General features: G+C 73.8%; 26 protein-coding genes and 1 pseudogene. 17 read left to right on the top strand and 10 right to left on the bottom strand.

Annotated features, from left to right (window positions below):
• Window positions 1–81: 81 nt before the first annotated feature.
• The gene (locus ACIWVC_RS02615) at window positions 82–783 is read right to left on the bottom strand and encodes a TetR/AcrR family transcriptional regulator (RefSeq protein ID WP_396453752.1); all 702 of its coding nucleotides are present in this window, start codon (window positions 781–783) and stop codon (window positions 82–84) included.
• A 100-nt stretch (window positions 784–883) separates the two neighbouring features.
• On the opposite strand from ACIWVC_RS02615, the gene ACIWVC_RS02610 reads away from it, so the two are divergent.
• From ACIWVC_RS02610 to ACIWVC_RS02590, 5 genes are all read left to right on the top strand, one after another.
• Window positions 884–2,104 (top strand): YncE family protein, encoded by a 1,221-nt coding sequence (locus ACIWVC_RS02610; RefSeq protein WP_396453750.1) that lies wholly within the window; start codon window positions 884–886, stop codon window positions 2,102–2,104.
• A 156-nt stretch (window positions 2,105–2,260) separates the two neighbouring features.
• Window positions 2,261–3,001, top strand: a complete 741-nt coding sequence (locus ACIWVC_RS02605; protein ID WP_396445648.1) for a PIG-L deacetylase family protein — start codon at window positions 2,261–2,263, stop codon at window positions 2,999–3,001.
• Entirely contained in the window at window positions 2,998–3,711 is a 714-nt protein-coding gene (locus ACIWVC_RS02600; protein ID WP_396453749.1) for a 4-carboxy-4-hydroxy-2-oxoadipate aldolase/oxaloacetate decarboxylase, read from the top strand. Before ACIWVC_RS02605 ends, ACIWVC_RS02600 begins: the two co-directional genes overlap by 4 nt.
• A gap of 14 nt (window positions 3,712–3,725) precedes the next feature.
• Window positions 3,726–4,751 (top strand): 4-oxalomesaconate tautomerase, encoded by a 1,026-nt coding sequence (locus ACIWVC_RS02595; RefSeq protein ID WP_396445646.1) that lies wholly within the window; start codon window positions 3,726–3,728, stop codon window positions 4,749–4,751.
• The gene (locus tag ACIWVC_RS02590) at window positions 4,748–5,695 is read left to right on the top strand and encodes a catechol 2,3-dioxygenase (protein WP_396445645.1); all 948 of its coding nucleotides are present in this window, start codon (window positions 4,748–4,750) and stop codon (window positions 5,693–5,695) included. Before ACIWVC_RS02595 ends, ACIWVC_RS02590 begins: the two co-directional genes overlap by 4 nt.
• Here ACIWVC_RS02590 and ACIWVC_RS02585 read toward each other — a convergent pair.
• On the bottom strand, window positions 5,601–6,449 hold the full coding sequence (locus tag ACIWVC_RS02585; protein WP_396453748.1) for a DUF1932 domain-containing protein: 849 nt from the start codon (window positions 6,447–6,449) through the stop codon (window positions 5,601–5,603). The two genes, ACIWVC_RS02590 and ACIWVC_RS02585, sit on opposite strands and share 95 nt — an antisense overlap.
• Before the next feature lie 80 nt (window positions 6,450–6,529).
• Here ACIWVC_RS02585 and ACIWVC_RS02580 point away from each other — a divergent pair, with 80 nt between their 5' ends.
• Both ACIWVC_RS02580 and ACIWVC_RS02575 read left to right on the top strand, forming a co-directional pair.
• On the top strand, window positions 6,530–7,162 hold the full coding sequence (locus ACIWVC_RS02580) for a GntR family transcriptional regulator (protein WP_396445643.1): 633 nt from the start codon (window positions 6,530–6,532) through the stop codon (window positions 7,160–7,162).
• A 120-nt stretch (window positions 7,163–7,282) separates the two neighbouring features.
• A pseudogene (locus ACIWVC_RS02575) lies at window positions 7,283–7,978 on the top strand (GTP-binding protein); the annotation flags it as partial.
• A 130-nt stretch (window positions 7,979–8,108) separates the two neighbouring features.
• Here ACIWVC_RS02575 and ACIWVC_RS02570 read toward each other — a convergent pair.
• Window positions 8,109–9,035, bottom strand: a complete 927-nt coding sequence (locus tag ACIWVC_RS02570) for a LysR family transcriptional regulator (protein ID WP_396445642.1) — start codon at window positions 9,033–9,035, stop codon at window positions 8,109–8,111.
• A gap of 113 nt (window positions 9,036–9,148) precedes the next feature.
• Between ACIWVC_RS02570 and ACIWVC_RS02565 the strand changes: the two genes are divergently transcribed.
• The 4 genes from ACIWVC_RS02565 to ACIWVC_RS02550 are packed head-to-tail and all read left to right on the top strand — an operon-like array spanning window position 9,149 to window position 13,657.
• Window positions 9,149–10,015 (top strand): FAD binding domain-containing protein, encoded by an 867-nt coding sequence (locus ACIWVC_RS02565; protein WP_396445641.1) that lies wholly within the window; start codon window positions 9,149–9,151, stop codon window positions 10,013–10,015.
• Window positions 10,012–10,500, top strand: coding sequence for a (2Fe-2S)-binding protein (locus tag ACIWVC_RS02560; protein WP_396445640.1), 489 nt, complete (start codon window positions 10,012–10,014; stop codon window positions 10,498–10,500). Before ACIWVC_RS02565 ends, ACIWVC_RS02560 begins: the two co-directional genes overlap by 4 nt.
• Complete coding sequence (locus ACIWVC_RS02555; RefSeq protein WP_396445639.1) at window positions 10,497–12,920, top strand: aerobic carbon-monoxide dehydrogenase large subunit; 2,424 nt, start codon at window positions 10,497–10,499, stop codon at window positions 12,918–12,920. The genes ACIWVC_RS02560 and ACIWVC_RS02555 overlap by 4 nt, the downstream gene beginning before the upstream one ends.
• Window positions 12,917–13,657, top strand: a complete 741-nt coding sequence (locus tag ACIWVC_RS02550; protein ID WP_396445638.1) for an XdhC family protein — start codon at window positions 12,917–12,919, stop codon at window positions 13,655–13,657. The genes ACIWVC_RS02555 and ACIWVC_RS02550 overlap by 4 nt, the downstream gene beginning before the upstream one ends.
• Before the next feature lie 8 nt (window positions 13,658–13,665).
• Here the strand turns inward: ACIWVC_RS02550 and ACIWVC_RS02545 are convergent, their stop codons facing one another.
• Window positions 13,666–14,097, bottom strand: a complete 432-nt coding sequence (locus ACIWVC_RS02545; protein ID WP_396445717.1) for a DoxX family protein — start codon at window positions 14,095–14,097, stop codon at window positions 13,666–13,668.
• The gene (locus tag ACIWVC_RS02540) at window positions 14,094–15,077 is read right to left on the bottom strand and encodes a hypothetical protein (RefSeq protein WP_396453747.1); all 984 of its coding nucleotides are present in this window, start codon (window positions 15,075–15,077) and stop codon (window positions 14,094–14,096) included. The genes ACIWVC_RS02545 and ACIWVC_RS02540 overlap by 4 nt, the downstream gene beginning before the upstream one ends.
• A 334-nt stretch (window positions 15,078–15,411) precedes the next feature.
• On the opposite strand from ACIWVC_RS02540, the gene ACIWVC_RS02535 reads away from it, so the two are divergent.
• A complete protein-coding gene (locus tag ACIWVC_RS02535; RefSeq protein WP_396453746.1) occupies window positions 15,412–16,752 on the top strand; it encodes an acetyl/propionyl/methylcrotonyl-CoA carboxylase subunit alpha in 1,341 nt (446 codons plus the stop codon).
• 3 nt (window positions 16,753–16,755) lie between these two features.
• Window positions 16,756–16,944 carry a hypothetical protein gene (locus ACIWVC_RS02530; RefSeq protein ID WP_396445635.1) on the top strand — a complete coding sequence of 63 codons (189 nt, stop codon included), beginning with the start codon at window positions 16,756–16,758 and terminating at the stop codon, window positions 16,942–16,944.
• On the opposite strand, the gene ACIWVC_RS02525 is transcribed toward ACIWVC_RS02530, so the two are convergent.
• Entirely contained in the window at window positions 16,941–17,435 is a 495-nt protein-coding gene (locus tag ACIWVC_RS02525) for a GNAT family N-acetyltransferase (protein WP_396453745.1), read from the bottom strand. The genes ACIWVC_RS02530 and ACIWVC_RS02525 overlap by 4 nt on opposite strands.
• Before the next feature lie 170 nt (window positions 17,436–17,605).
• Here ACIWVC_RS02525 and ACIWVC_RS02520 point away from each other — a divergent pair, with 170 nt between their 5' ends.
• Window positions 17,606–19,318 (top strand): carotenoid oxygenase family protein, encoded by a 1,713-nt coding sequence (locus ACIWVC_RS02520; protein ID WP_396453744.1) that lies wholly within the window; start codon window positions 17,606–17,608, stop codon window positions 19,316–19,318.
• Here the strand turns inward: ACIWVC_RS02520 and ACIWVC_RS02515 are convergent.
• Complete coding sequence (locus ACIWVC_RS02515; protein ID WP_396453743.1) at window positions 19,315–20,100, bottom strand: hypothetical protein; 786 nt, start codon at window positions 20,098–20,100, stop codon at window positions 19,315–19,317. The two genes, ACIWVC_RS02520 and ACIWVC_RS02515, sit on opposite strands and share 4 nt — an antisense overlap.
• 114 nt (window positions 20,101–20,214) lie before the next feature.
• Here ACIWVC_RS02515 and bioD point away from each other — a divergent pair, with 114 nt between their 5' ends.
• Both bioD and bioB read left to right on the top strand, forming a co-directional pair.
• Complete coding sequence (gene bioD, locus ACIWVC_RS02510) at window positions 20,215–20,946, top strand: dethiobiotin synthase (protein WP_396445632.1); 732 nt, start codon at window positions 20,215–20,217, stop codon at window positions 20,944–20,946.
• On the top strand, window positions 20,943–21,938 hold the full coding sequence (bioB, locus tag ACIWVC_RS02505; protein ID WP_396445631.1) for a biotin synthase BioB: 996 nt from the start codon (window positions 20,943–20,945) through the stop codon (window positions 21,936–21,938). The genes bioD and bioB overlap by 4 nt, the downstream gene beginning before the upstream one ends.
• Before the next feature lie 79 nt (window positions 21,939–22,017).
• Here bioB and ACIWVC_RS02500 read toward each other — a convergent pair whose 3' ends face one another.
• The 3 genes from ACIWVC_RS02500 to ACIWVC_RS02490 form a co-directional block, all read right to left on the bottom strand.
• Complete coding sequence (locus ACIWVC_RS02500) at window positions 22,018–22,677, bottom strand: Uma2 family endonuclease (protein ID WP_396445630.1); 660 nt, start codon at window positions 22,675–22,677, stop codon at window positions 22,018–22,020.
• 116 nt (window positions 22,678–22,793) lie between these two features.
• Entirely contained in the window at window positions 22,794–23,597 is an 804-nt protein-coding gene (locus ACIWVC_RS02495) for a GntR family transcriptional regulator (RefSeq protein WP_396445629.1), read from the bottom strand.
• Between the two features lie 37 nt (window positions 23,598–23,634).
• Window positions 23,635–24,798, bottom strand: a complete 1,164-nt coding sequence (locus ACIWVC_RS02490; RefSeq protein WP_396445628.1) for an 8-amino-7-oxononanoate synthase — start codon at window positions 24,796–24,798, stop codon at window positions 23,635–23,637.
• A gap of 76 nt (window positions 24,799–24,874) precedes the next feature.
• Here ACIWVC_RS02490 and ACIWVC_RS02485 point away from each other — a divergent pair, with 76 nt between their 5' ends.
• A complete protein-coding gene (locus ACIWVC_RS02485; protein ID WP_396445627.1) occupies window positions 24,875–26,539 on the top strand; it encodes a histidine kinase N-terminal domain-containing protein in 1,665 nt (554 codons plus the stop codon).
• The last annotated feature ends 48 nt before the right edge of the window (window positions 26,540–26,587 follow it).

Below are 26,587 nucleotides of genomic sequence, written 5' to 3'. Positions count from 1 at the left end.
CCCCGGCCGTCGAGGACCGCGCCGCCGTCCGCGCCCGCCCCTGACCGCGCCCGCCGCGGGGCCGCGCCCCGCGGACCGCCGTCAGGGGGCCGGGAGGTCGCGGTCGGGGGCGTAGAGGCGGCCGAGGAGCATCAGGACGAGCTCGTCGATGACCTCGTCGAGGGTGGCGTCGACCCAGCCGGCGCTCCAGTCGTGCAGGAGGCCGTTGATGCTGCCGATGAAGGCGGTCGCGGCGATCCGGTAGTCGCGGTCCGGGATCTCGCCGCGCTCGGCGGCGGCGGCCGCCTCGGAGCAGATGAAGTCGACCCAGCGGGCGCGGCGGGTGAGCCGCTGCCGGTCCATGCGGGGGCTGACCCCGACGATCTCGACGAACGCGATGCGGATGCGGGCCCGGTCGGCGGTGATGCTGGCGGCGTAGGCGCGGAAGAGGCGGGCGGTGCGCTCGGCCAGGTCGAGGCCCTGGACGGACGGGAGCGCGGCGACGACGTCGCGTTCGGCGGCGTCGTTGACCTCGAGGTGCAGTTCCGCGAGGAGGTCCTCCAGCGTCTTGAACTCCTCGTAGAACTGGCGGGTGGACAGGCCGGCCTTCTCGCTGAGCGCGGCGACCGTCGTGCCCCGGTAGCCGGGGCCGCGGCCGAACATCTCCAGCCCGGCGTCCAGGAACCTGCGGTGCCGCTCGGCGCGCCGCTCGGCCGCGGATCTGCCCCGGTACCTGCCGGTCGGCTGTGCGCGCCTGCCCGCCACCTCGCTCCTCCCCACGACCCGGACGGCATTTTCCCGCATCTGGGTCTTGTGCCGTACCCCACCCTGGATTACTGTCCAGTAACCAAGTCCGAACACGGCCGTTTTCAGACTGGAGACCCCACCCCCACTGGAGGACGCGATGCCTTCCCGAAGTCTCCGAAGACGAACCGCACTGCTCGGCTGCGCCGTCCTGGCGGCGACCGCGCTGTCCGGCGCCCTGCCCGCGCAGGCCCAGCCCGCCGAGACGGCCGCGCTGCGCGACGTGATGGCCGTCGGCAACGGCCAGGGCGGCACGGTCAGCTTCATCGACACCGCCACCTACCAGAACCTCGGCTCCATCAACGTCGTCCCCGACCTGCAGGAACGCCTGAACTCGATGACGGTCGTGGAGCGCATCGGCTACGAGGCCGTCAACGCCGCCCAGGGCTACCGCAAGCTCGTCGACGACATGGCCGTCTCACCGGACGGCAGGACGCTCTACATCTCGCGGGGCGCGCTGTCGGACGCGGTCGCGTTCGACATCGCCACGAAGCGGATGCTGTGGCGCCACAAGACCGAGGGCTTCAAGGCCGACCACGCGGCGCTGTCGGCGGACGGCCGGCAGTTCATCGTCTCGGCCACCACCGCGAGCAAGGCCGAGGTCATCGACACCGCGACCGGGCAGCTGCAGACCAGCTTCGCGACCGGCACCTACCCGCACGCCAACGACTACTCGCCGGACGGGACGATCCTCTACAACTCCAGCATCGGGATCACCTCGCTCCCCAAGATCCTCAACGCGCTCAAGGGGGCGCGGTCCGTCACGGCGGTGGACGCCAGGACGTTCAAGAGGCTGCGCACGTACAACTTCGAGTACGGGATCCGCCCCGCGGTGTTCACCCGCGACAACAAGACGATGTACGCGCAGCTGTCCTACCTCAACGGGTTCGTCGAGTACGACCTGGCGGCCGGGAAGATCACGCGGACGGTGAAGATGCCGTTCAGCGAGAAGGCCGCCAAGATGAAGCCGGACGACTACCCGCAGAACTCCGCGCACCACGGCATGGCGATGAACGCGGACGAGTCCAAGCTGTGCGTGGCCGGGACGATCGACGACTACGTGTCCATCGTCTCCCGCCCCGGCCTGACCACCGACGGGACCGTCACCTACGCCGCCGACGCCCTGCCGTACTGGACGCAGACCAGCCCGAACGGCCACGACTGCTTCGTCTCGCTCGCCGAGGACGACCAGGTCTCCGTGGTCGACTACCGCACCGCCAGGGAGGTCGCCCGCATCGACGTCGGCCGCTTCCCGCAGCGGGAGCGCGCCGCCAAGCTCACCCCCGAGGCCATCGCGTCCCTGGACCCGGCCAAGGGCTGACCCGCCCGCCGAACCGGCCCGGCCGACCGGCCGCCGCGGGGCCCGCCGCCACCCACATCCGGCGGCCCCCGCGGTGGCCTCCTGCTTTTCGCGGGGCGCCGGCGACTTGTCTCCAGAATTGTTGACAATTTGGGTGACAAGGTGGAGGGTACCGGCATGAGCACTTCCGCCTCTCCCAGCCCGCTGCTCGTCGTCAGCGCCCACGCGGGCGACTTCGTCTGGCGCGCCGGCGGCGCGATCGCGCTGGCGGCCTCGCGCGGCGACCGCGCCAAGGTGGTGTGCCTGAGCTACGGCGAGCGCGGCGAGTCCGCGCGCGCCTGGCGCGAGGGCAAGCGGCTGGAGGAGATCAAGAAGCTGCGGCGGGCCGAGGCCGAGGCCGCCGCGGCGGAGCTGGGCGCCGAGATCGAGTTCCTGGACGCCGGCGACTACCCCCTCGTCGAGTCGCAGGAGCTGGTCGACCGGCTCGTGCGGATCTACCGGGAGTTCGTGCCGGCCGTCGTCCTCACGCACACCCTCGCCGACCCGTACAACGGCGACCATCCGGCGGCGGCGCGGATGGCGCTGCAGGCCCGCGTGCTCGCGCAGGCGATCGGCTACGACGCGCCCGGGGAGCCGCTCGGCGCGCCGCCGGTGTTCCTCTTCGAGCCGCACCAGCCGGAGCAGTGCGACTTCAAGCCCGACGTGCTGCTGGACATCACGTCCGTGTTCGACAGGAAGCGCGCCGCGATGGAGTGCCTGCCCGCGCAGGTCCACATGTGGGACTACTACACCGAGCTGGCCAAGCGGCGCGGCGTGCAGCTGAAGCGCAACGCGGGACCGAACCTCGGGCTGCCGCACGACACGCGGGCCGAGGCGTTCGTCCGGCTGTACCCGCAGACCACGACGGAGCTGGCATGAGGACCGTCGTCGTCACGAACCCGCCGCGCGCGGACGCCGCCGCGGTCGACTCCCTCGCCCGGTACGGCGTCGCGACCGTCCACGAGGCCATGGGGCGCACCGGGTACCTCGGGCCGTCGATCCGGCCGGTGCACCTCGGGTCGCGCATCGCCGGGACGGCGGTCACCGTCCTGTCCTGGCCGGGCGACAACCTGATGATCCACGTCGCGGTCGAGCAGTGCCGCCCCGGCGACGTGCTGGTGGTGGCCACCACCTCGCCGTCCACCGACGGCATGTTCGGCGAGCTGTTCGCGACCGCCCTGCGGCACCGGGGCGTGCGCGGGCTCGTCATCGACGCCGGGGTGCGGGACGTCGCGGAACTGCACGCGATGGGCTTCCCGGTCTGGTCGGCGGCCGTCAGCGCGCAGGGCACGGTGAAGGCCACGCCCGGCGCGGTGAACGTGCCGGTCGCGATCGGCGGGCAGCTCATCCGGCCGGGCGACGTGATCCTCGCGGACGACGACGGGGTCGTGCGCGTCGAGCGGGAGTCCGCCGCCGCCGCGGTCGAGGCGGCGCAGGCCCGGGAGGAGAAGGAGGCCGCGACCCGCGCCGCGTTCCAGCGGGGCGAGCTCGGCCTCGACCGGTACGGGCTGCGCGAGCGGCTCCCGGAGCTGGGCATCGAGTACGTCGACTACGCCCGCTACGCCGAGCAGACCGGGCGCGGCTCATGACCGGGGTGCGCTGCATGCTCTTGCGCGGCGGGACGTCCAAGGGCGCGTACTTCCTCGCCGAGGACCTGCCCGCCGACCCGGCCGAACGCGACGACCTGCTGCTGCGGGCCATGGGCACCCCCGACCCCCGGCAGATCGACGGGATCGGCGGCGCGCACCCGCTGACCAGCAAGGTCGCGGTGGTGTCGCCGTCCGCCGACGGCGCGGCCGACGTCGACTACCTGTTCCTGCAGCTCGGCGTCGAGGAACCGACGGTCTCGGACCGGCAGAACTGCGGGAACCTGCTCGCCGGCGTCGGCCCGTTCGCCGTCGAGCGGGGGCTCGTGCCGGCGGGCGGGGACCGGACGAGCGTCCGCATCCGGATGCTGAACTCCGGCAGCGTGGCCACCGCGACGTTCCCGACACCCGGCGGGGCCGTGGACTACGACGGCGGCACCGCCATCTCCGGCGTGCCCGGGACGGCCGCGCGGATCGATCTGGACTTCGCGGGGACGGAGGGATCGTCCTGCGGGGCCCTGCTTCCCACCGGCCGTCCCCGCGACCTGATCGACGGCATCGAGGTCACCTGCGTCGACAACGGCATGCCGGTCGTGGTCGCCGCCGCGTCCGACCTCGGCGCCACCGGCTACGAGACCGACCTGTCCCGCCTGCGGGACCGGATCCAGTCGCTGCGGCTGGCGGCGGGCGAGCTGATGGGCCTCGGCGACGTCGCGGCCGCGCCGGTGCCGAAGACCACCCTCGTCGCGCCGCCCCGCGCCGGCGGCATGATCTGCACCCGCACGTTCATCCCGCTGCGCATGCACACCTCGATCGGCGTCCTCGGCGCCGTCAGCGTCGCCACCGCCCTGCTGCTCGACGGCGCCGTGGGCCGCGACCTCGCCGAGGTCCCGCCGCCGGGCGCGCCCATGGGCATCGAGCACCCGGCCGGCCGGCTCGACGTGGTGGTCGAGCTGGACGGCACGTCCGTCCGGCGGGCCAGCATCGTCCGGACGGCCCGCAAACTCTTCGACGGCACCGTCTTCCCCCGGAGTATCCGATGAGCATCAAGCACGAGATCGCCCACGTCGCGCACGTCGAGCTGCTGACGCCCGAGCCCGAGAAGAGCCTGTGGTTCTTCACCCGCGTCATGGGCCTCACCGAGGTCGGCGCCGAGGGCGACTCGGTGTACCTGCGGACGTGGGACGACTACGAGCACCACACGCTCAAGCTCACCGCGCACAGCACGTCCGGCATCCGGCGGACCGGGCTGCGCGCGTCCTCGCAGGAGGCCCTCGACCGGCGCGTCAAGGCGATCGAGGAGGCCGGGCTCGGCGTCGGCTGGCGGGACGGCGACCCCGGCCTCGGCCCCACCTACGTGTTCCGCGACCCCGACGGCCACGAGCTGGAGATCTACTGGGAGTCGGAGTGGTTCGAGGCGCCGCCGGAGCTGGCGCCGTCACTGAAGAACCAGGCGCAGGCGTACCCGGCGATGGGCGTGTGCGTCCGCCGCCTCGACCACGTCAACTTCCTGGCCGCCGAGGTGGTGCCGAGCACCGACTTCCTGCGGGACGTCCTCGGCGGGCACGCCACCGAGCAGATCCAGCTGGACGACGGCTCGATCGCCGCCCGCTGGATGACGTTCACCAACAAGTCCTACGACATCGTCTACACGCGGGACTGGACGGGCACCACCGGCCGCCTGCACCACATCGCCTTCGCCACCGACACCCGCGAGGACATCCTCCGCGCCGCCGACATCTTCCTGGACAACGACGTCTTCATCGAGACTGGCCCGCACAAGCACGCCATCCAGCAGACGTTCTTCCTCTACGTCTACGAGCCGGGCGGCAACCGCATCGAGCTGTGCAACCCGTGCGCCCGGCTCGTCCTCGCGCCGGACTGGAAGACGATCACCTGGACGGAGGCGGAGCGGGCCAAGGGCCAGGCGTGGGGCCTGAAGACGATCGAGTCGTTCCACACCCATGGCACCCCGCCGGTCGGCTAGACAGGCGCCGCAGCAGGTCGCGGCTGGCGGCGGCCATCGCCGGGGGGACGTCCAGCTCCTCCAGCATGGCCGCGGCCGCCTCCATCTCGGCGGCGCGGCGGACGGCGTGCCGGTAGGTGCCGCCGACGAGCCGGTCCACGGTGTGCTCGCCGGCCGCGGTCAGCTCCGCGACGATGTTCGCGCGGAGCCAGTCCTCGCAGCCGGCGGCCCGCGCGGCTTCGAGCGCCTCGACGACCGACCCGGCGAGCCCCTTGAAGAACACGCTGCGGAGCAGCTTGCGCTCGGCGGCGAGCCCGGCGGGGCCGTCCATCACCTCGACGTCGGCGCCGAGCGGGCCGAGGACGCCCGCGACGCCGGCGGCGCCGGCGCCGCTGGCCAGCAGCGGCGTGCGCAGCCCGCGCCCCGGCACCGGCGCCATGATCGCCACATCGGCGAACCGGACGCCGGCCTCCCGCGCGATGGCGTCGAGCTCCCGCTTGAGACCGGGCGAGCCGGTGTTGAGGTCGGCCCAGACCGCGCCGCCGCCGACCGCTCCGGCGCCCGCCCTGAGCGCCGCGGCGGCGTCGTGCGCGCTGTTGACGCTCAGCACGAGATCGGCCCCGGCCGCCGCCTCGGCCTCGCTGCCGCAGGCGACCATCCCGTCCGGCACGGCGACGGCGGGGTCGTAGCCGCGCACGACGGCGCCCGCCGCGACGAGGCCGCCCGCGATGGCGCCGCCCGCCTCACCCAGTCCCAGCACCGCGATCGCCGGCATGCCGTTCCCCTCCCGCGCGAGACCTCCCGCCGCGGCTACCCTAGATCAGCGACAAAAATGGCGACAATCCGGGAGTGCCGGTGACCGATGTGGCGAGCGGGATCCGCGAGGCGATCCTGAGCGGCCAGTTCGTCCCGAACCAGCGGCTGATCGAGGCGGACCTGTCCGAGCAGTTCGCCGCCAGCCGCGCCAGCGTCCGCGCGGCCCTCGCCGAACTGGCCAACGAGGGGCTCATCGAGCGCGTGCAGAACCGCGGCGCCCGGGTCCGCGCCGTGTCGCTCGCCGAGGCGGTCGAGATCTGCGAGGTCCGCATGGTGGTCGAGGGCCTGTGCGCGGCCAAGGCCGCCGAGCGGGCCACCGACGCCGACGCCGCCGGGCTGCGGGAGATCGGCGACGCGATGCGCGCCGCCGTCGACTCCGGCGACGTGCTCGGCTACTCCCGGCTGAACGAGCGCCTTCACCGCCGCGTCCGGGAGATCAGCGGGCAGCGGACGGCCGCGGGCGTCCTGGAGCGGCTGCGCGCGCAGAACGTCCGCCACCAGTTCCGGCTCGCCATGCACCCGGGCCGCCCGCAGGTCTCGCTGCCGCAGCACCTCGGCATCATCGAGGCGATCGCGGCCCGCGACCCGGACGCCGCCGAGCGGGCCGCCCGCGCCCACCTGCGCAGCGTCATCGAGACCCTCCCGGAGGTCGACCCGGGCGCCGCCTCCTGACCGGCGCCTCCCGGCGGAAAACCCTTCGCGCCCGCGCGGCGGCGGCGGTTACCGTCGCGCATGCCGCAGCGGGCGATCTTGCCCTGCGGCGGTCGTCATCGAGCGAAAAGGAGGATCCCGATGACAACCACCGCCCTTGCCCTCGCCAAGGTCCGCAACATCGGGATCATGGCGCACATCGACGCCGGCAAGACGACGACCGCCGAGCGGATCCTGTTCTTCACCGGCGTCTCCCACCGCATCGGCGAGGTGCACGACGGCGCCGCCGCGCTCGACTACATGAAGCAGGAACGCGACCGCGGCATCACGATCACCTCCGCCGCGACCACCTGCCTCAAGGTCACGGCCGACCGGCACCTCGGCCGGTTCACCTACGTCCGGGTCTACACCGGGCGCCTGGCGCCTGGCGCCACCGTGCTCAACAGCGCCAAGGGGCGGAAGGAGCGGATCGGCAAGATCTACCGCGTCCACGCGGACAAGCGGGTGGAGACCGGGTCGGCGGGCGCGGGCGACATCGTCGCCGTCACGGGCCTGAAGCGGACCGCCACCGGCGAGACGCTGTGCGACGCCGCGCACCCGGTCGTCCTGGAGTCCATGGACTTCCCGGCCCCGGTCATCGAGGCCGCGATCGAGCCGAAGTCCAGGGGCGACGCAGAGAGGCTGGGCGCGGCCGTCCACCGGCTGTCGGAGGAGGACCCGTCCTTCCAGGTCCGCGACGAGGACGGGCAGACCGTCATCGGCGGCATGGGCGAGCTTCATCTGGAGGTCCTCGCCGACCGCCTGAAGGAGGAGTTCCATGTCGAGGTCCGCAGCGGCATGACGTCCGGCCGGGGCGTCTTCACGATGCGGTTCGCGGCGTACGCCGAGGTTCCGCCCCGGGTCGCCGAGAAGATCATCGCGCGCTGAACCCCCGAGGCCGGGGCCGCACCGGGACGTGCGGCCCCGGTCAGCTCCAGATGGTCACGTAGACCGGGGGCCGGAAGCGGGACGGCGGGACGCCCGAACCGGGGGAGCGCATGATGTGCAGCGCCTCGGCGGTGGCCAGGAACCGGCGGAACGCGCCCGCGAGCGGCGGGCGCCGGTCCGGCGCCAGCGTGGTGGCGTGCCAGGTGATCTCCACCGGTGTGGCGGGCGTGCCGATGACGCGCAGCTCGCCGCGCTGCACGCGCGGCGCGACCAGGTGCGCGATCGCCACCGCGAGGCCGTCGCCGTCGGCCGCCGCAGCCCACGCCGCGGTCTGCGTGGGGTAGACGCGGACGCGGTCCTCCGGCACCTTCAGCCGGCGCAGCAGCCGGGACGTCTCGCTGGACGGGTCGGTCCCGGACGGGTCCACCAGCCATAGCGGGCGGGGGGCGGGCGCGGTGCCGACGGCGATGAGCCGGGCCCGGAAGACGGGCTCGCCGACCAGGCCGCCCTGGTCGTCGGCGAGGGGCGGGCCGAGGGCGATGTCGGCGAGGCGGTTGTGCAGCAGGACGGCCATCTCCCGTCCGGCCGCGACACCGGCGTCGCCCTCGACGCCGCGCGGGGAGCGGGCCGCGAACGCCTCCAGCAGCGGGGTCGCGACGAACTCGGCCAGGGCGGGGACGGCGACGACCCGCAGCGTCTCGGGCGCGCCGAGCGCGGCGCGGACCGCGCCCTCCGCCTCCGCGCCGAGCACCACCATCTGCGAGGCGATCGGCAGCAGCCGCGCGCCGCCTTCGGTGAGCGTCATCCCGCCGGGCCCGCGGACCAGCAGCGGGTCGCCCAGGTGCTGGCGCAGCGCGGTGAGCGCCTGGGAGACGGCGGGCTCGCTCACGTTCAGCGCCCGCGCGGCCTCCTTCACCGAGCCGAGCCGGGCGACGAGCACGAACGCGCCGAGCTGCGTCAGCGTCATACCGACCAGTCTGCGCGGTTTCGGGCCCCACGTTAAGGCTTCCCTTATTCGGCCGTTGTGGCCGCATGCGGGCGGGGTGAGAATCCGGCCACATCCACTCCGAGGGGGGCGCCGTGCAGGTTCCCGCTAATTTCGAGTACGCGAAGGCGACGACCGTCGAGGAGGCCCTCGCGCTGCTGGCGCGGCACGGCGACGAGGCCCGGGTGGTGGCCGGCGGCCACAGCCTCATCCCGATGATGAAGCTGCGGCTGGCCCAGCCCGAGGCGCTGATCGACATCAACGACGTGGACGAGCTGGCCCGCATCCGGATCGACGGCGACGAGCTGTGCGTGGGCGCCCTCGTCCGGCACGCGGAGCTGCTCGGCTCCGCCGTCGCTGGGGAGCACTTCCCGATCCTGCACGACGCGGAGCGGGTGATCGCGGACCCGGTGGTGCGCAACCGGGGGACGGTCGGGGGCTCGCTCTGCCAGGCCGACCCGTCCGAGGACCTGTCCGCGGCGTTCGGGGCGCTGCGCGCGTCGGCGGTGATCCGGGGGCCGGACGGGGAGCGGGTCGTGCCGCTGCGCGAGTTCCACACAGGTCCCTACGAGACGGTCATCGAGCCCGGCGAGCTGCTCACCGAGCTGCGCGTCCCGATCAGGCCCGGCGGGTCGAGCGCCTACGTGAAGGTCGAGCGGCGCGTCGGGGACTGGCCGCTCTGCGCCGCGGGCGCCGCGCTCTGGCTGGCGGACGGCCGCATCGCCGAGGCCGGGATCGGGCTGACGGCGGTGCGCGCCGAGCACTTCGTCGCCGCCGAGGCCGAGGACGTGCTGCGCGGCGCCGCCCCGTCCGAGGAGCTGTTCGCCGAGGCCGGGCGGGTCGCCGCCGAGCACTGCGACCCCGGCTCCGACCAGCGCGGCCCCGCCGACTACAAACGCCACCTCGCCGGTGAGCTGACCACCCGCGCGCTGCGCCGCGCCTACGAGAGGTGCCTGACGTGAACATCACCGTGACGGTCAACGGGCAGCCGTACACCCGCGACGTCGAGCCGAGGCTGCTGCTCGTCCACTTCCTGCGGGACGAACTGGACCTCACCGGGACGCACTGGGGCTGCGACACGTCCAACTGCGGCGCGTGCGTCGTCTGGCTGGACGACGTGCCGGTGAAGTCGTGCACGGTCCTGGCGGTGATGGCCGCCGGCAAGGAGGTCCGCACCGTGGAGGGCCTCGAACGGGACGGGGAGCTGGACCCCGTCCAGAAGGGCTTCACCGAGTGCCACGGCCTGCAGTGCGGGTTCTGCACGCCGGGGATGATGATGACGTCGCGGTGGCTCCTCGACCGCAACCCCGACCCGACCGAGGCGGAGATCCGCGAAGCGCTGTCGGGGCAGATCTGCCGGTGCACCGGCTACGAGAACATCGTCCGGTCCGTCCGCTGGGCGGCCGAGCACCCCGTTGAGGACGCGGCCGAGGAAGTGGCGCGATGAGCGAGAACGGGCAGGCCGGGAACGTCTCCGCGGGCAACGGCCACGCGGGCGACGGGCACGCGGGCAACGGGCACGGGTTCGGGCGGGTGCCGCGCAAGGAGGACGCCCGCTTCATCCGCGGCAAGGGCAACTACGTCGACGACCTCAAGCTGCCGGGGATGCTGTACGGGGCGGTGCTGCGCAGCCCGTACGCGCACGCCAGGCTCGTGTCGGTCGACACGGCGGCGGCCGAGGCGCACCCGCAGGTGCGGGCCGTGATCACGGGCGAGACGCTCGCGGGGCTGAACCTGGCGTGGATGCCGACCCTCTCCGGGGACGTCCAGGCCGTCCTCGCGACCGACAAGGTGCGGTTCCAGGGGCAGGAGGTCGCGTTCGTCGTCGCCGACTCGCACTACGCGGCGCGGGACGCCCTCGAACTCATCGACGTCGACTACGAGGCGCTGCCCCCGGTCATCGACGCCCGCCGCGCGCTGGACGAGGGCGCACCGGTCATCCGCGACGACGTCGAGGGGCGCACCGACAACCACATCTTCGACTGGGAGGCCGGCGACGCGTCCGCCACCGACCGCGTCTTCGAGGAGGCCGAGGTCGTCGTCGCGCAGGACGTCCTGTACCCGCGCGTCCACCCGGCGCCGCTGGAGACGTGCGGGATCGTCGCCGACATGGACAAGGTGACCGGCAAGCTCACCGTGCACACCACCACCCAGGCCCCGCACGCCCACCGCACCGTGTACGCGCTGGTCGCCGGGCTGCCCGAGCACAAGATCCGGGTGGTGTCGCCCGACATCGGCGGCGGCTTCGGCAACAAGGTCGGCATCTACCCCGGCTACGTGTGCGCGATCGTCGGGTCGATCGTGACGGGCCGCCCGGTCAAGTGGATGGAGGACCGGTCGGAGAACCTGATGACGACCTCGTTCGCCCGCGACTACCACATGCGGGGCGAGATCGCCGCGACGCGGGACGGCCGCGTCCGGGGGCTGCGGGTGAAGGTGCTCGCCGACCACGGCGCGTTCAACGGGACGGCGCAGCCGACCAAGTTCCCCGCCGGGTTCTTCCACGTGTTCACCGGCTCGTACGACATCGAGGCCGCGCACTGCGCCGTCACCGGCGTCTACACCAACAAGGCGCCCGGAGGCGTCGCCTACGCCTGCTCGTTCCGCATCACCGAGGCCGCCTACCTCGTCGAGCGCATGATGGACGTGCTCGCCGCCGAACTCGGCGCGGACCCGGCCGAGCTGCGGCTCCGCAACCTGCTGCGCGCCGAGCAGTTCCCGTACTCGACCGCGACCGGCTGGGAGTACGACTCCGGCGACTACCCCCGCGCCCTCCGCAAGGCGATGGAGATCGCCGGGTACGAGGAGCTGCGCGCCGAGCAGGCGGCCCGGCGCGAGCGCGGCGAGCTCATGGGCATCGGCATCAGCTTCTTCACCGAGGCGGTCGGCGCCGGGCCGCGCAAGCACATGGACATCCTCGGGCTCGGCATGGCCGACGGCGCCGAGCTGCGCGTCCACCCGACCGGGAAGGCCGTGCTGCGGATCTCCGTCCAGTCGCAGGGGCAGGGCCACGAGACGACGTTCGCGCAGATCGTCGCGCACGAGCTCGGGATACCGGTGGACGACGTGGAGGTCGTCCACGGCGACACCGACCAGACGCCGTTCGGGCTCGGCACCTACGGGTCGCGGTCCACCCCGGTGTCGGGCGCGGCGACGGCGGTGGTCGCGCGGAAGGTGCGCGAGCGCGCCCGGATCGTCGCGGGCGCGATGCTGGAGGCGGCGCCGGAGGACCTGGAATGGACGCCGGGGCGCTGGGTCGTGCGCGGCGACCCGTCGTCCGGCGCGACCATGCAGGAGATCGCGATGGCCGCGCACGGCAGCCTCGAACTCCCCGAGGGCGTGGAAGGCCACCTCGACGCGACGACCGTCTACAACCCGCCGAACCTGACCTACCCGTTCGGCGCCTACATCGCGGTCGTCGACGTCGACCCGGGGACGGGCAAGGTCTCCGTCCGGCGGTTCGTCGCGGTGGACGACTGCGGCGTCCGCATCAACCCGATGATCGTCGAGGGGCAGGTGCACGGCGGCCTCGCCGACGGCGTCGGGATGGCGCTCATGCAGGTCATGGCGTTCGATGAGGACGGCAACCACCTCGGCGCGTCGTTCATGGACTACCTGCTGCCGACCGCGATGGAGTGCCCGTCGTGGGAGCTGGGCGAGACTGTCACGCCGTCCCCGCACCATCCGCTCGGCGCGAAGGGCGTCGGCGAGTCCGCGACGGTCGGCTCGCCCGCCGCGATCGTCAACGCGGTCGTGGACGCGCTCGCGCCCTACGGCGTCCGGCACGCCGACATGCCGCTCACCCCGGCGAACGTCTGGCGCGTCATCCAGGGACGGCCGTTCCGCACGGACCTGGCGATCCCATGATCGACAAGACGGAGAGGCTGCGCGGCGAGCGGACCCCGTACGTGCTCGCCACGGTGGTGCGGGCGGAGCGCCCGACGAGCGCGAAGACCGGCGACCGGGCGCTCGTCCTGCCGGACGGGACGATGGAGGGGTTCGTCGGCGGCCACTGCGCCGAGTCGGCGGTGCGCGACCAGGCGCTGCGGCTGCTGGAATCGGGCGAGTCGACGCTGCTGCGCATCACCCCCGACGCCGGGGGCGATCCGCTGGACGGGCTGGTCACGGTCACCAACCCGTGCCTGTCCGGCGGGACGGTCGACGTGTTCCTCGAAGCGGTGATCCCCCCAGCGCTGCTCAGCGTGTACGGGGACGGCCCGGTCGCGCGTGCGCTCGCCGACGTCGGCCGCGCGGCCGGTTTCGACGTCCGGCCCTCGGCCGCGGCGGACCCGCCGCCGCCGGACGCGGCGGCGGTCGTCGTCGCCACCCACGGCCGCGATGAGGAGGCCGTCCTCAAGGCCGCGCTGGACGCCGGCGTCCCCTACATCGGGCTCATCGCCAGCCGGAAGCGGGGGACGGCGGTGGTCTCGGGCCTGGACGGCGGCGACCGCGTCCGCACCCCGGCGGGCCTGGACATCGGCGCCCGCACCGCGCCCGAGATCGCCCTGTCGGTGCTGGCGGAGATCCTCTCGCTGCGTCCGGCCCGGCCCCGGAGGACAGGGACCGGGGCCGAGCCGGACGTCCACCACCACTGCTGCGACTGAGGGAGGGATCAGGGCGCCGCGCTCGCCGGCGCCCGCCGCCGGCGGCCCGCGAGGCGGGAGTCGAGCGCCCACGGGCCCGGCCCCAGCACCGCGATCAGCAGGAACGCCCAGCAGAACAGCGCCGCGCTCTCGCCGCCGTTGCGCAGCGGCAGCAGCGCGTGCGGCTGGTGGACGGTGAAGTACGCGTACGCCATCGAACCGGACGCCAGCACGGCCGCCGCGCGGGTGCCGAGCCCGGCCAGGACCAGCGCGCCGCAGCCGAGCTGGATCAGCGCGGCCCACCAGCCCGGCCACGCCCCGGCCTCGATCGCGTGGCCGCTGCCCCGGTTGCCGCCCAGCACCCCGAACAGCGACGCCGCGCCGTGGCACAGGAACAGCAGCCCGACGACGCCGCGGAACAGCGCGAGCACGGGCCCGGCCAGCCGGTCCACCGGGATCATCCCTCGGTCACCCACCCGTGCATGATGCCCATGACGTCCGCGAGGCCGGCCTCGGACGCCTTGTACGACGCGGTGATCTTCAGGGTGTCGCCCCGGTTGATCCAGCCGATCGGCGAGCCGCCGCACGACGGCATCCGGGAGACCTCCGTCATGCCGTGGTGGTCGATGAACTCGGGCGTGCCGCCCTCCTCGGCCGCGCTGCGGCAGAGCAGCTGCCCGGTGGCGGTGTTCTCGGTCTGCACCGCGATCCCGCCGTGGTGCAGGTGGCCGCGGATGTGGACGAGGTTCCCGGAGACCGTCGAGCGCCACGTCCGCGACCTCTCGCTCGGCTCGGCGGGGGTGTCCCAGGTGGAGTCGATGCAGCCGCCGACGTCCAGCCAGAGCGGGATGACCGGCGTGATGTGCGAGCCGAGCACCGGCTGGTAGGTGAACGTGAACTCCAGGTAGGCGGTCTTCTCCTCGTGCGCGTGGTTCATCAGGTCGGCGAGCAGCGTCCACCGGTCGAACGGGCCGATCCGGAACCCGTAGCCGGCCGGGAACACGCTCTCCATCCGCTCGTTGCCGGACGCGAGGACGCGCCGCGGCCCGCCGCACACCGTGTCCCACGCCGCCGAATTGAAGATGACGGCGTGGTGCAGCATCGGCCCGGTATTGATGTTGGCATTGCTGCCGTCCGCGTACACGAGATTCGGTTTGAATCCCGTGATGTAGCAGTTCTCGCACGGCTTTTCGACGTTGAACGCGAGCTGGTTCGGCAGCATGCCGTGCTCGCCGTTCTCCGCCTTGGGAATGGTGTAGGGCCCGTACCGCAGCGTCACGGTCTGCGGCGCCGCGGCCTTCGCGGGCGGTGCGGCCTGGGCGGTGGCGGGTGCGGGCGCGGTGCCGGCGAGCGCCATGACCGCGCAGGCGAGGACGATGATCCGTCCGAGGAGCGTTCGTCCGGGGGATGTTCGTGCGGGGGGCGTTCGGTCGAGGGACATGGGTCTCCTCCTTGGGGAGCCGCGCCGCGCGGAGAACCGCGGCGCATTTTTCGGCATGCGGCGGCCGACCGGTGGAAAAGGGAGCTCCGCGACGATGCGGGAATGGTCGGCCGCGACGCACCACACAGTGAACGGCGCCCGGCGCCAAGTCAATTGTGCCGGTTCACAGTGATCGCGGGGCGGACGCCTGAGCTGCCATTCCATGGGGCGCCCGCGAACACGGACCGGCGATTTCACCGATGGGCGGGCCGGGGGCGCGGCGCCGCGATCAGGGCTAGGCTGCGTCGGGCGCGGGGCGCCGGGCCCCGCCCGGTCGCGGGAGGGAGAGTCCGCAGTGTTCGAATCGGTGCTCGTGGCGAACCGCGGGGAGATCGCCGGCCGGATCCTGCACACCGCCCGCGCGATGGGCCTCAAGGCCATCGCCGTGCACTCCGCGGCCGACGCCGACCTGCCGTTCGTCGCCGAGGCGGACGAGGCCGTCCTGATCGGCCCCGCCGACCCGGCCCGCAGCTACCTCAACGTCCCCGCGATCCTGGAGGCCGCGCACCGCACCAACGCGCGGGCGATCCACCCCGGCGACGGCGTCCTCGCCGAGAACGCCTCGCTCGCCCGGCAGGTCGCCGAGCGCGACCTGGTCTGGGTCGGCCCGCCGCCGCTCGCCATCGCCCGGATGGGCGACAAGATCAACTCGCGGAACCTGATGAAGGAGGCGGGCGTCCCCGTCGCGCCCGGCGCGTGGGAGCCGGTCCCGGACGCCGGCACGGCGGCCGAGGAGGCCGAGCGCATCGGCTACCCCGTCATGGTGAAGCCCGCCGCGGGCGACGGCGGCGTCGGCCTGGCCGCCGCGCACGACGAGCCGTCCCTGCGCACCGCCTACGAGACGGCCCGTGCCGCCGCCGACCGCGTCTTCGGGCACGGCGAGGTGCTGCTGGAGCGGTACGTGCCTGGCGCCCGGCACATCGAGGTGCAGATCCTCGGCCTCGCCGACGGCACGGTCGTCCCGTTCGACGAGCGCGACTGCTCCGTCCAGCGCCGCTACCAGAAGATCGTCGAGGAGACGCCGTCGCCGGGCGTCACCCCCGCCCTCCGGGAGCGCATGCTGGCCGCCGCCGTCCGCGCGGGCGACGCGGTCGGCCACCGGGGCGTCGCCAGCGTCGAGTTCCTCGTCGACCCCGCCGCGCAGGAATTCTGGTTCCTGGAGATGTGCACCCGACTGCCGTCCGGTCACGTCGTCACCGAGATGACCACCGGGATCGACCTCGTCGAGCAGCAGTTCCGCATCGCCGCGGGCGAGCCCGTCTCGTTCACCGGCCCGGACCCGCGCGGCCACGCCATCGCGTTCCGCGTCCACGCCGAGGACCCGCGCGAGTTCCTGCCCGGCTCCGGCGAGATCAAGGTGTGGGAGGAGCCCGTCGGCGACGGCATCCGCATCGACGCCGGGTACGCCGAGGGCAACACCGTCACGCCCGTCTACCACCCGCTGCTCGCCAAGCTGACCGTCCACGGCGACGACCGCGCCCACGCGCTGGCCCGCGCCCGCGCCGCCCTCGGCGCGTTCCGCATCGAGGGCCCGCCGACGAACCTGCCGTTCCTGCGCGAGCTGCTGGACTGCCCCGAGTTCGCGGACGGCTCCTACGACACCGGCGTCGTGGGCCGCATGCGCACGCCGTCGTAAGGTATGGCCGTGTACTGCGACCGCTGCGGCGAACCCGCCGCCGAGGGCGACCACGCCGCCTGCCGCGCCGCCCGCGAGATGGAGCCGCCCCGCTACTGCGCGCACTGCCGCCGCCGCATGGTGGTCCAGGTGACCCCGCTCGGCTGGACGGCCCGCTGCGCCGAGCACGGCGCGCTGCGGAGCGCGTCCTAGAACGCCAGCGCGTAGGTCAGCAGGTCCACTCCCGGCGCCGGCGCCCAGTCCCGCTCCGGGGTGCGCACGAACCCCAGCCGCTCGTACATCCGCTGCGCCGCGCGCATGTTGCGCTGCGTGGAGAGCCGCAGCCCGCGCAGCCCGGCCGCCCGCGCCCGCTCCACGCACGCCGTCACCATGGCGCGGCCCGCGCCCTTGCCGCGCGCCTTCTCCAGGACCGCGAGCATCCGGAGCTCGGCCTCGCCGGGCCCGGCCAGCTCCGCGTAGGGGCTTTCGGGCGGGCAGTAGGCGACGGCCCCAGCGACCTCGCCGCCGACCTCGGCGACGAGCAGCTCGGCCTTCTCGGCCCGGTCGCCCGCGTTCCGCAGGGTCTTCACATAGGACGACTCCGGCGACACCAGCCCGCCGTGCACATAGACCTCGACGGTCAGGTCGCCGACGAGCTCGTACTCCTCGGGCCGCGCCACCCGTACGACCAACGCGTCGGACATGGGTCGTCGATCCTCCATGCGGGCCGTGCGGGTGGACGACCTGCCGCCACCGACGACCGCCCGATCAGCGTAGTCGCCGCGGCGGCCGCGGCGGCACCGGCTCCGGTCCCTTGACGGCGCCGCGGCCGGACGGTTGATTGGCGGGGAGCCAATAACACCTGGGAGGGCTGATGCCGGTTCCCCGCTCCATCCTCGGCACGCAGGGCGCCACCGACATGGACCTGGAGGTCGTCGCCGGCGCCTGGCCGGACGACGTGCGCGGCCACTACGTCGTCAGCGCCTCCGACCAGCGGACCCGTCCGCGGCACGCGTTCTTCGGCGACGGGATCATCGCGCGGATGCCGCTCAGGCCGGACCCCGGCGGGCGGTTCCCCTGGCGGGCGCGCGTCATCGACACGCCGTCCGTGCGGCTGCGCGGCAAGCGGCCCGACCTGTTCACCGCCGGGCCGGTAGGCACCGACTCGCCGTGGGGGTTCGTCAACGCCGCCAACACCGCGCCGCTCCCGTGGGGCGACCGGCTCTTCGCGACCTGGGACGCCGGGCGTCCCGTCGAGGTCGACCCCGTCACGCTGGAGTTCGTCGCCGAGGTCGGGCACCGCGACGACTGGAGGCCCGCGATGGACCACGCCGTCCTGCCGCTGGTCTCCACCACCGCGCACCCGGTCGTCGACCCCGAGCGCGGCTGCCTGTGGAGCGTCAGCCGGGACGTGCTGACCGGCGCCGTCTCCGTCATCCGCTACGACGGGACCGGCACCCGCGTCCACCGATGGGAGGTCGAGGACGCGGCGCTGCCGCAGGCCACCCACACGATCACGCAGACCCGCGACTGGCTGGTCCTGGCCGACACCGCCTACCGGATCGAGGTCGAGGAGATCTTCGGCGGGGACCGCACCGCGCCCAACAACCCGGACGGGCCCGTCCTGCTGATCCGCAAGGACGACCTGCTCCCCGGGCGGAGCACCGTCGCCTGCACCGTGTTCCGCCTGGCCCCCGAGGTCAACCACTTCTACGCCCGCTACGACGACTCCGACGGCGTCGAGGTCGTCATGGAGCACGGAGAGGGCGTCGACATCGGGATGTACCTGCGCGAGGACGACGTCGACGTGTACGGCCGCCCGATCGACCCGGCGCTGCGCGGCATGTACTGCCACGGCATGGCGCCCGCGCTCACGACCGTCCTGCGGTTCGACCCGGAGACCGGCCGGATCACCGAGCGCGCCCGCGCCCGCGACCCGGAGCGCTGGTGGCAGGCCGAGTTGTCCGCCATCGACTGGAGCATCGAAGGGCAGACCGCGCCGACCCGGCACCACCTCGTCTACCTGGGCTTCCACCCCGAGGCGGTCAACTGGCGGGCCATGCGCAACTACGCGGGCCGCGTCGACCCGGCGCTGTTCCCGCCCGAGGAGACCCCGGCCGTCCTGGTGAGCCACGACCGCGAGGACCTCAAGGCGCTGTCCGAGTGGACGTTCGCGCTGGACGACTACCCGACCTCGCCGTCCTTCGTCCCGCGCGGGCACGGCGGCAGCCGGTACGCGGGCGCGGAACCCGGCGGGCACGAGGGGTACCTGGTCGTGGCCGTCCACAACGACGACCGCTTCCGCGTCGAGCTCTTCGACGCCGCCGACGTCGGGCGGGGCCCCGTCGCCGTGCTGGCCCCGCCGCGCGGGACCACGGTGCCGTTCCTGATCCACTCGGCGTGGATGCCCGAAGCCGTCCCGGCGCCCGACGTCGAGCGCCTCCGCTTCGCCGACGACCTCGACGCCCGCCTGGACCGGCTGGACCCCGGCCTGGCGGCGACCGCCCGCGAGGTGGCCGCCGAACTGGACGCCCGCCGGAGCCCGCGGCGCGGCGGTACCGGGTCGTCCGGCACGGAGGGCGGCTAGCGCAGGTCCGCGCAGGACGACTCGGCGGGGAGCAGCGGCCGGAGGCGGACGGAGTAGGTCTTGCCCCCGCTCCGCCAGGCGGTGCCGGGCTCGGACTCGGGCACCTTCGCCGACGGCGCCAGGGTGCAGATGCTCCCGGCCACCCGGACCCCGTCGCCGAGCGGCTCCAGCGGCCACTTCTTCGCGGTGCCGCTCCCGGGCATCTCACCGGCGAGGACGGCGGTCCTCTCCGGCCTGTACGGCTTCGGCTCCGCGGCCTGGTCGGACGCCGCCCACCCGGCCGGGTCCAGCCTCTTCAGGAAGCGGGCCTCCGGGCCGGCCTGCGACTCCGGCTGGATGATGCGGGTCGTCGCGCCGTCCAGGGTGACCACGGTGACGACCGCGTCGGCGATCCGGTCGGAGCCGACCGTGTGCGAACGGCCGAGGCCCGCGGCGCGCGCCTCGTCCAGGAGCCGGCGCAGCGCATCGGGTCTCAGGCGGTACTCGGTCAGCTCGCCCCGGGACGCGACGACCGCGCGCCCCGTGGAGTAGAGCGAGAACCCGGGGACGGAGCCGGGGCCGCCGATGCCAGCGATGCCGCCGGTCTCCCGCCGGCGCAGGACGAGGTGCTCGCCGGCGGGGGTGTCCTTGGCGGGGGGCGATGCCGCGGACGCGGACGGTGCGGGCGGAGCCGAGGGCCCGGCCTCACCGGAGCCGCCGCCGCAGGAGGTCAGCGCGCAGGCGGCCAGCGCCGCGCAGGCGAGAGCCGGCGCCCGGCGGGAACGCGTGTACGGTCCGGCCATGGAGCTTGGACGCTCCGCCCCGCCCGCGGGTTCCGCCCGCTACAAAGACGCCCGCCGAAGACTGTGGGATCCGGCGGGAGTCCGCGCCGCGGGCCCGCGCTAGTGTGCCGCCTTGTGAGCGTGCTCGTGGTCACCGGGACCTGTACCGGGGTGGGCAAGACGGTCGTCACCGCGGCGCTGGCCGCGGTCGCCGCCGCCCGCGGCGCGTCGGTCGCCGTCGTCAAGCCCGGCCAGACCGGCGCGGGCGACGGGGAGCCCGGCGACCTCGACGAGGTGCGCCGCCTCGCCGGCGTCGCGGACGTGCACGAGTTCGCCCGCTTCCCCGACCCGCTGTCCCCGGCCGCCGCCGCCCGCCGCGCCGGGCTCCCGCCCCTCCGGCTCGCGGACGCGGCGGAACGCGTCCGCGACCTGGCCGGGAGCCGCCGGCTCGTCCTCGTCGAGGGCGCGGGCGGCCTCCTCGTCCGCTACGACGAGGACGGCGCCACCATCGCCGACTTGGCGCGCCGGCTCGGCGCCCCCGCCGTCGTCGTGACCCGCCCCGGCCTCGGCGCGCTCAACCACACCGCGCTCACCCTGGAGGCGATGGCGCACCGCGGCGTGCAGCTCGCCGGGGTGGTGATCGGCGCGTGGCCCGACGACCCGGACCTCGCCATGCGCAGCAACATCCGCGATCTGGAGACCATCGCGGCCCGCCCGCTGTCGGGCGCGCTGCCCGCGGGCGCCGGCGCGCTCGACCCGGCGGAGTTCCTGCTGGCCGCGCACCGCGGCCTGGCCCCCTCGTTCGGCGGCGGCTTCGACGCCGCCGCGTTCCGCGACAGCTACGGCCTCGACAAGGAGAACACGTGACGGACATCCTCGAAACCGCCCGCCGCCAGGTCCTGGACGAGGGCGGGGGCCTGTCCGAACAGCAGGTCCTGGAGGTCCTGACCCTGCCGGACGACCGGCTGGAGGAGCTGCTCGCGCTCGCCCACGAGGTCCGGATGCGCTGGTGCGGCCCCGAGGTCGAGGTCGAGGGGATCGTCTCGCTGAAAACCGGCGGCTGCCCCGAGGACTGCCACTTCTGCTCCCAGTCCGGCAAGTTCGAGTCGCCCGTCCGCTCGGTGTGGCTGAACATCCCCGAACTCGTGGAGGCCGCCAAGGAGACGGCGAAGACGGGGGCCACCGAGTTCTGCATCGTCGCCGCCGTCCGCGGCCCCGACGAACGCCTCATGTCGCAGGTCCGCGAGGGCGTCGAGGCCATCAACGACGCCGTCGAGATCAACATCGCGTGCTCGCTCGGCATGCTGACCCAGGACCAGGTGGACGAGCTCGCCGCGATGGGCGTCCACCGCTACAACCACAACCTGGAGACGGCCCGCTCCCACTTCCCGAACGTGGTCACCACCCACTCGTGGGAGGAGCGCTGGGAGACCCTCCGCATGGTGAAGGACGCCGGCATGGAGGTGTGCTGCGGCGGCATCGTCGGCATGGGCGAGACCACCGAGCAGCGCGCCGAGTTCGCCGCCCAGCTCGCTGAGCTCGGACCCGACGAGGTCCCGCTGAACTTCCTGGCGCCCCGCCCCGGCACCCCGTTCGCCGACCTCCCCCTCGTCGAGGGCGCGGAAGCCCTCAAGACGATCGCCGCGTTCCGCCTGGCCCTGCCCCGCACCATCCTCCGCTACGCCGGCGGCCGCGAACTCACCCTCGGCGACCTCGGCACCCGCGCGGGCATGCTCGGCGGCATCAACGCCATCATCGTCGGCAACTACCTGACCACCCTCGGCCGCCCCGCCCAGCAGGACCTGGACCTGCTCACCGACCTCCAGATGCCCATCAAGGCCCTGAGCCGGACTCTCTGAGGCCGCCGCGGACTCCCGCGCCGGCCGGTCGCGCGCTCACGCGGCCTAGAGCGCTCCCCGGCCTCGACGGGGGTTCCGATCAGCCTTCCCACGTCGTCCAGTGCGCGGTGTCGATCTCGAGATCGAACGGGTCGGGCAGGTGGACCGTCTCGCCGAACGCCCAGGATTCCTGATGGAGGTAGGCGCCCGTGGCCCGATCGGGGATGCAGTACAGCGTCGACCGGGCGATCTTGGGCGCGCGGTCGATGAGGAGGTAGTAGGGGACCTCCGCCTTGGCGTAGCCGGTCCATTTGTTCTTCTCACGGGGCGGGGTCTGCCGGGGCGGGCGATCTCCGTCGGCCCCCCACTTGGAGGTCACCTCCACGGCCATCTCGATCTCGTCGGAGGCGAGTTCGGGCAGCCGCGCCTTCTCGCTCGCGAGAAGGATCTCCTCGGTCGTGACCACGAGGTCGGGGATGTATCCGTCGCCCAGTCCCACGAGCCTCACTCCGGCGCCCTGCTGCACCGCCCATGGGAAGTCCGAGTCGGTGGTCCCGGCCCGCTCGAAGGCCCGGGTGATGAACCGGATGGGGCCGCCATGCGAAAGACCTGAGGGCGGGGACACGACGACCTCTCCTCCGATGATCTCGACACGGGATCCTTCGGGGGCGTCGACGTGGTCGTCGAGCTCACCGCGCACCCACAGGTTGTAGGGCGTATCGGGCAGCTTCGACACTTCTTCCTTTGACAGGACTTTCACGTTTCGTGACGCCTCCCTCACGATCTGCTCCCGAGTCATCGTAGAGAAGGGGTGCACCCAGCGTAGTCGGCTTCTTCGAACCCGTGGTCGAAGGTCTTGAGAGCGAGGGGGGCGGGTCAGCGGCTCAGGCGGGTGATGAACTTGTAGCGGTCGCCGCGGTACAGGGACTGGGCCCACTCGACCGGCTGGCCCGTCGTGTCGAAGGCGTGCCGGGAGAGCAGGAGCATGGGCAGGCCCACGTCGACGCCGAGGAGCTGGGCGTCGTGGGGGGTGGCGAGGACGGTCTCGATCGTCTCCTCCGCCTCGGTCAGGTGGACGTCGTAGGCGGTGGCGAGCGTCTCGTAGAGGGAGTGATGGCGGGACAGCTCGCGGCGCAGCCCGGGGAAGCGGCGGGCCGGGAGGTGGGACGTGTCGATCGACATCGGCTCGCCGTCGGCGAGGCGGAGGCGGTGCACCCGGAGGACCCGGCCGCCCGGGCGGATGCAGAGGAGGGTGGCGAGGCTCTCGTCGGCGCTGACGTAGCCCGCCTCCAGGATGCGGGTCTCGGGGCGCAGCCCGTGGTGCCGCATGTCCTCGGTGTAGCTGACGAGCTGGAGCTCCTGCGCGACCTTCGGCTTGGCGACGAAGGTCCCCTTGCCCTGGATGCGCTGGAGGCGCCCCTCGACGACGAGCTCGGCGAGCGCCTGCCGGACGGTGGTGCGGGACGTCTCGTACTTCTCGGCGAGCGACCGCTCGGGCGGCAGCGGGCTGCCGGCCGGAAGCGACTGGATCAGCTCCACCAGCAGCTCTTTGAGCTTGTAGTACTTCGGAATGCGGGGCGCCTGGTTCGGATGGCGTTTACCGAGGCCCGCGAGGGAGGCGCGGTCGAAAGCGTGCTCGAACCCGCCCCCGTGCCGGGGTCCGCCCCTGACCTCCGTCACGGCATCTCCTCACGTTCATCATCGGTTTTCCCCGATGTTATGCGTGCAGACTACGGCCGGTAGAAGACGCCACCGCGGCCAGGGCCTCCCGGAGGCGTGTGAGGTCCGCCTCGTCCAGCGTGGCGCGGGCGGTGAGGCGCAGGCAGGCGCGGCCCTTCGGGACCGACGGCGGGCGGAAGCATCCGGTGCGGAGCCCGTGCTCAGCGCAGATCTCCGCGGCCCGCAGGGCGGCGTGCGGCTCGCCGAGGAAGACCGGGACGACGGCGGCGGCCGGGGCCGCGGTCTCCAGGCCGGAACCGGCCGCGATGTTTGCGATGCGGGCGGCGCGGTCACGCGCGCGGGCGGGCAGCGCCGGGTCGGACTCCAGCACGTCGAGCGCGGCGAGCGCGGCGCCCAGCGCGGGCGGGTTCAGGCCGGTGTCGAAGATGAACGAGCGCCCGGTGTCGACCAGCGCCTCGATCACCTCGGGGGCGCCGAGGACCGCGCCGCCCTGGGACGCGAGCGATTTCGACAGCGTGGCCGTCAGGACCACGTCGGGCTCCCCGGCGAGGCCCGCGGCGTGCGCGGCCCCGCGGCCGTGGTCGCCGACGACGCCGAGCGCGTGCGCCTCGTCCACGACCAGCAGCGCGCCGTGCGCCCGGACGGCCGCGTGCAGCGCGTTCAGCGGGGCCATGTCGCCGTCCACGGAGAACACCGCGTCGGTGACCACGAGGGCGTCGTCCTCGTCGCGCTCGGCGAGCGCCCGCTCGACGGCGGCGGCGTCCCGGTGCGGGACGATCACGACCCGGGACCGCGACAGCCGGCATGCGTCCACGATCGAGGCGTGGTTGACCTCGTCGGAGACCACCAGCGTGCCCGGCCCGGCGAGGGCGGTGACGACGCCCAGGTTGGCGAGGAAGCCGGAGGAGAAGACGAGCCCGGCGGCGCTGCCGGTGAACGCGGCGAGGCGCCGGTCGAGTTCGGCGTGCAGCTCCGTCGTGCCGGTGACCAGGCGCGACCCCGTCGAGCCGGTGCCGAAGGCGCGGGCCGCCGCGCACGCGCCCGCGACCAGCCGGGGGTCGCCGGCGAGGCCGAGGTAGTCGTTGGACGCCAGGTCGGTGAGCCCGTCCGGGCGGGGGCGCGCCGTCCGGCGCAGCCCCGCGGCCGCCCGCCGCGCCGCCGCGTCCCGGAGCCGCGCCAGGGGGTCTCGTCCTGCGGTCATGCCGGGAATCCTGCCAGGTGGCGCAGCGGGCGGGGGATCCGCCCGGGCACAAGGAAACATGGGCGATGATGGTCGCGTGCCTACCTTGACCGATCTGGTCCGCGATCACACCGATCTCACCGAGGCCGACCTGGAATGGCTGCACGCGCTCGTGTCCGACTGGCAGCTCCTCGCCGACCTGTCGTTCGCCGACCTGCTGCTGTGGGTGCCGCTGCGGTCGGCGGAGGCGCTGCCCGCCGAGGGGGCGTCCCCGAGCCGGCGGACCCGGGTGGACACCGGCGCGGCCGTCCCCGGCTGGGTGGCGATCGCGCAGATGCGCCCGACGACCGGCCCCACCGCCTACCCGGAGGACCTCGTCGGCAAGGTCGTCCGGACGGGGCGGCGCGGGCTGATCGACGTGGCGTGGCGGGAGCGCCGGATCGTCCGGGAGGGCGACCCCGAGTGGGGCAGCGGCATCCCCGTCCGCGAGGAGTCCATCCCGGTGCGGCGCGGCGCGAAGATCCTCGGCGTGATCCAGCGGAGCACCAACCTCAGCTCGGCGCGCACCCCGTCCCGGCTGGAGCTGACCTACCTGCAGAGCGCCAGCGACCTCGCCACGATGATCTCCGAGGGGCGGTTCCCGGTGCCCGGCGAGGAGCCGAACATGGTGCGGTCGCCGCGCGTCGGCGACGGGCTGATGCGCCTCGACCGGTCCGGCAAGGTCACCTACGCCAGCCCCAACGCGCAGTCGGCGTACCGGCGGCTCGGCTTTCCCGCCGACCTGGTCGGGGAGGCGCTCGGCCAGATCACCGCGGACCTGTGCGACACCGGCGAGCCGATGGAGGAGGCGCTGAGCGCCGTCCTGTCCGGCCGCGCGCCCCGCGAGGTCGAGGTCGAGTCGCGCGGCTCCATCATGCAGCTGCGGACGATCCCGCTGGTCGTCGGCGGGACGCGGATCGGCGCGGTCGTGCTGTGCCGGGACGTCACCGAGCTGCGGTGGCGGGACCGGGAGCTGATGACCAAGGACGCCACCATCCGGGAGATCCACCACCGGGTGAAGAACAACCTGCAGACGGTCGCGGCGCTGCTGCGGCTGCAGGCGCGGCGGCTGCGCATCCCGGAGGGGCGCGCCGCGCTGGACGAGGCGGTCCGGCGGGTCGGGTCCATAGCGATCGTGCACGAGACGCTGTCGCACACCCCGGACGAGCTGATCGACTTCGACGACATCGCGGACCGCGTGATCACGATGGCGGGGGAGGTGTCGACGCCGGAGACCAAGGTCACCCCGAAGCGGACCGGCAGCTTCGGGGTCCTGCCCGCCGAGGTCGCGACGCCGCTGGCGATGGCGCTCACCGAGCTGCTGCAGAACGCCCTGGAGCACGGCCTCGCCAACCGGTTCGGGACGCTGGAGGTCGTCGCGCACCGCTACGGCGAGGGGGAGGAGCACCGCGAGCCGCGCGGGATCGCGGTCTGGGGGGAGTGGCCGGAGCCGGGGGCGCACGAGCCCCGCGCCCCGCACGAGGCGGAGCCGGCGGAGCGGCCGTCCGGGCGGCGGCTGGTGACGGTCATCGCGGACGACGGCGTCGGCCTGCCCGAGGACTTCGACGTGGAGAACAGCACCAGCCTGGGGCTGCAGATCGTGCGCACGCTGATCGTGGGGGAGCTGGGCGGCCGGCTGGACTTCCGGCCCCGTCCCGGCGGCGGCACAGAGGTGGTGGTCGACGTCCCGCTGGACCACACCCACCGGCTGGGACGCACGTGATGGGCGCCGGCCGCGCTGTCAGTACGGTCTCCCGTTACTGCACCCGGA

This window comes from Actinomadura sp., assembly GCF_044508335.1.
Taxonomy (GTDB): domain Bacteria; phylum Actinomycetota; class Actinomycetes; order Streptosporangiales; family Streptosporangiaceae; genus Spirillospora.
Note: the sequence above shows the minus strand (reverse complement) of the source record. Positions and strands in the feature narration are given on the sequence as shown.

Excerpts from the sequence above, each read along its gene's own strand:
- ACIWVC_RS02595 (WP_396445646.1), top strand. The coding sequence starts at position 3,726 with ATGCTCTTGCGCGGCGGGACGTCCAAGGGCGCGTACTTCCTCGCCGAG.
- ACIWVC_RS02530 (WP_396445635.1), top strand. The coding sequence starts at position 16,756 with ATGGCCGTGTACTGCGACCGCTGCGGCGAACCCGCCGCCGAGGGCGAC.
- ACIWVC_RS02520 (WP_396453744.1), top strand. The coding sequence starts at position 17,606 with ATGCCGGTTCCCCGCTCCATCCTCGGCACGCAGGGCGCCACCGACATG.
- ACIWVC_RS02545 (WP_396445717.1), bottom strand. The coding sequence starts at position 14,097 with ATGATCCCGGTGGACCGGCTGGCCGGGCCCGTGCTCGCGCTGTTCCGC.
- ACIWVC_RS02600 (WP_396453749.1), top strand. The coding sequence starts at position 2,998 with ATGAGGACCGTCGTCGTCACGAACCCGCCGCGCGCGGACGCCGCCGCG.
- ACIWVC_RS02555 (WP_396445639.1), top strand. The coding sequence starts at position 10,497 with ATGAGCGAGAACGGGCAGGCCGGGAACGTCTCCGCGGGCAACGGCCAC.
- ACIWVC_RS02490 (WP_396445628.1), bottom strand. The coding sequence starts at position 24,798 with ATGACCGCAGGACGAGACCCCCTGGCGCGGCTCCGGGACGCGGCGGCG.
- ACIWVC_RS02605 (WP_396445648.1), top strand. The coding sequence starts at position 2,261 with ATGAGCACTTCCGCCTCTCCCAGCCCGCTGCTCGTCGTCAGCGCCCAC.
- ACIWVC_RS02610 (WP_396453750.1), top strand. The coding sequence starts at position 884 with ATGCCTTCCCGAAGTCTCCGAAGACGAACCGCACTGCTCGGCTGCGCC.
- ACIWVC_RS02570 (WP_396445642.1), bottom strand. The coding sequence starts at position 9,035 with ATGACGCTGACGCAGCTCGGCGCGTTCGTGCTCGTCGCCCGGCTCGGC.
- ACIWVC_RS02550 (WP_396445638.1), top strand. The coding sequence starts at position 12,917 with ATGATCGACAAGACGGAGAGGCTGCGCGGCGAGCGGACCCCGTACGTG.
- ACIWVC_RS02540 (WP_396453747.1), bottom strand. The coding sequence starts at position 15,077 with ATGTCCCTCGACCGAACGCCCCCCGCACGAACATCCCCCGGACGAACG.
- ACIWVC_RS02585 (WP_396453748.1), bottom strand. The coding sequence starts at position 6,449 with ATGCCGGCGATCGCGGTGCTGGGACTGGGTGAGGCGGGCGGCGCCATC.
- ACIWVC_RS02525 (WP_396453745.1), bottom strand. The coding sequence starts at position 17,435 with ATGTCCGACGCGTTGGTCGTACGGGTGGCGCGGCCCGAGGAGTACGAG.
- ACIWVC_RS02590 (WP_396445645.1), top strand. The coding sequence starts at position 4,748 with ATGAGCATCAAGCACGAGATCGCCCACGTCGCGCACGTCGAGCTGCTG.
- ACIWVC_RS02615 (WP_396453752.1), bottom strand. The coding sequence starts at position 783 with ATGCGGGAAAATGCCGTCCGGGTCGTGGGGAGGAGCGAGGTGGCGGGC.
- ACIWVC_RS02515 (WP_396453743.1), bottom strand. The coding sequence starts at position 20,100 with ATGGCCGGACCGTACACGCGTTCCCGCCGGGCGCCGGCTCTCGCCTGC.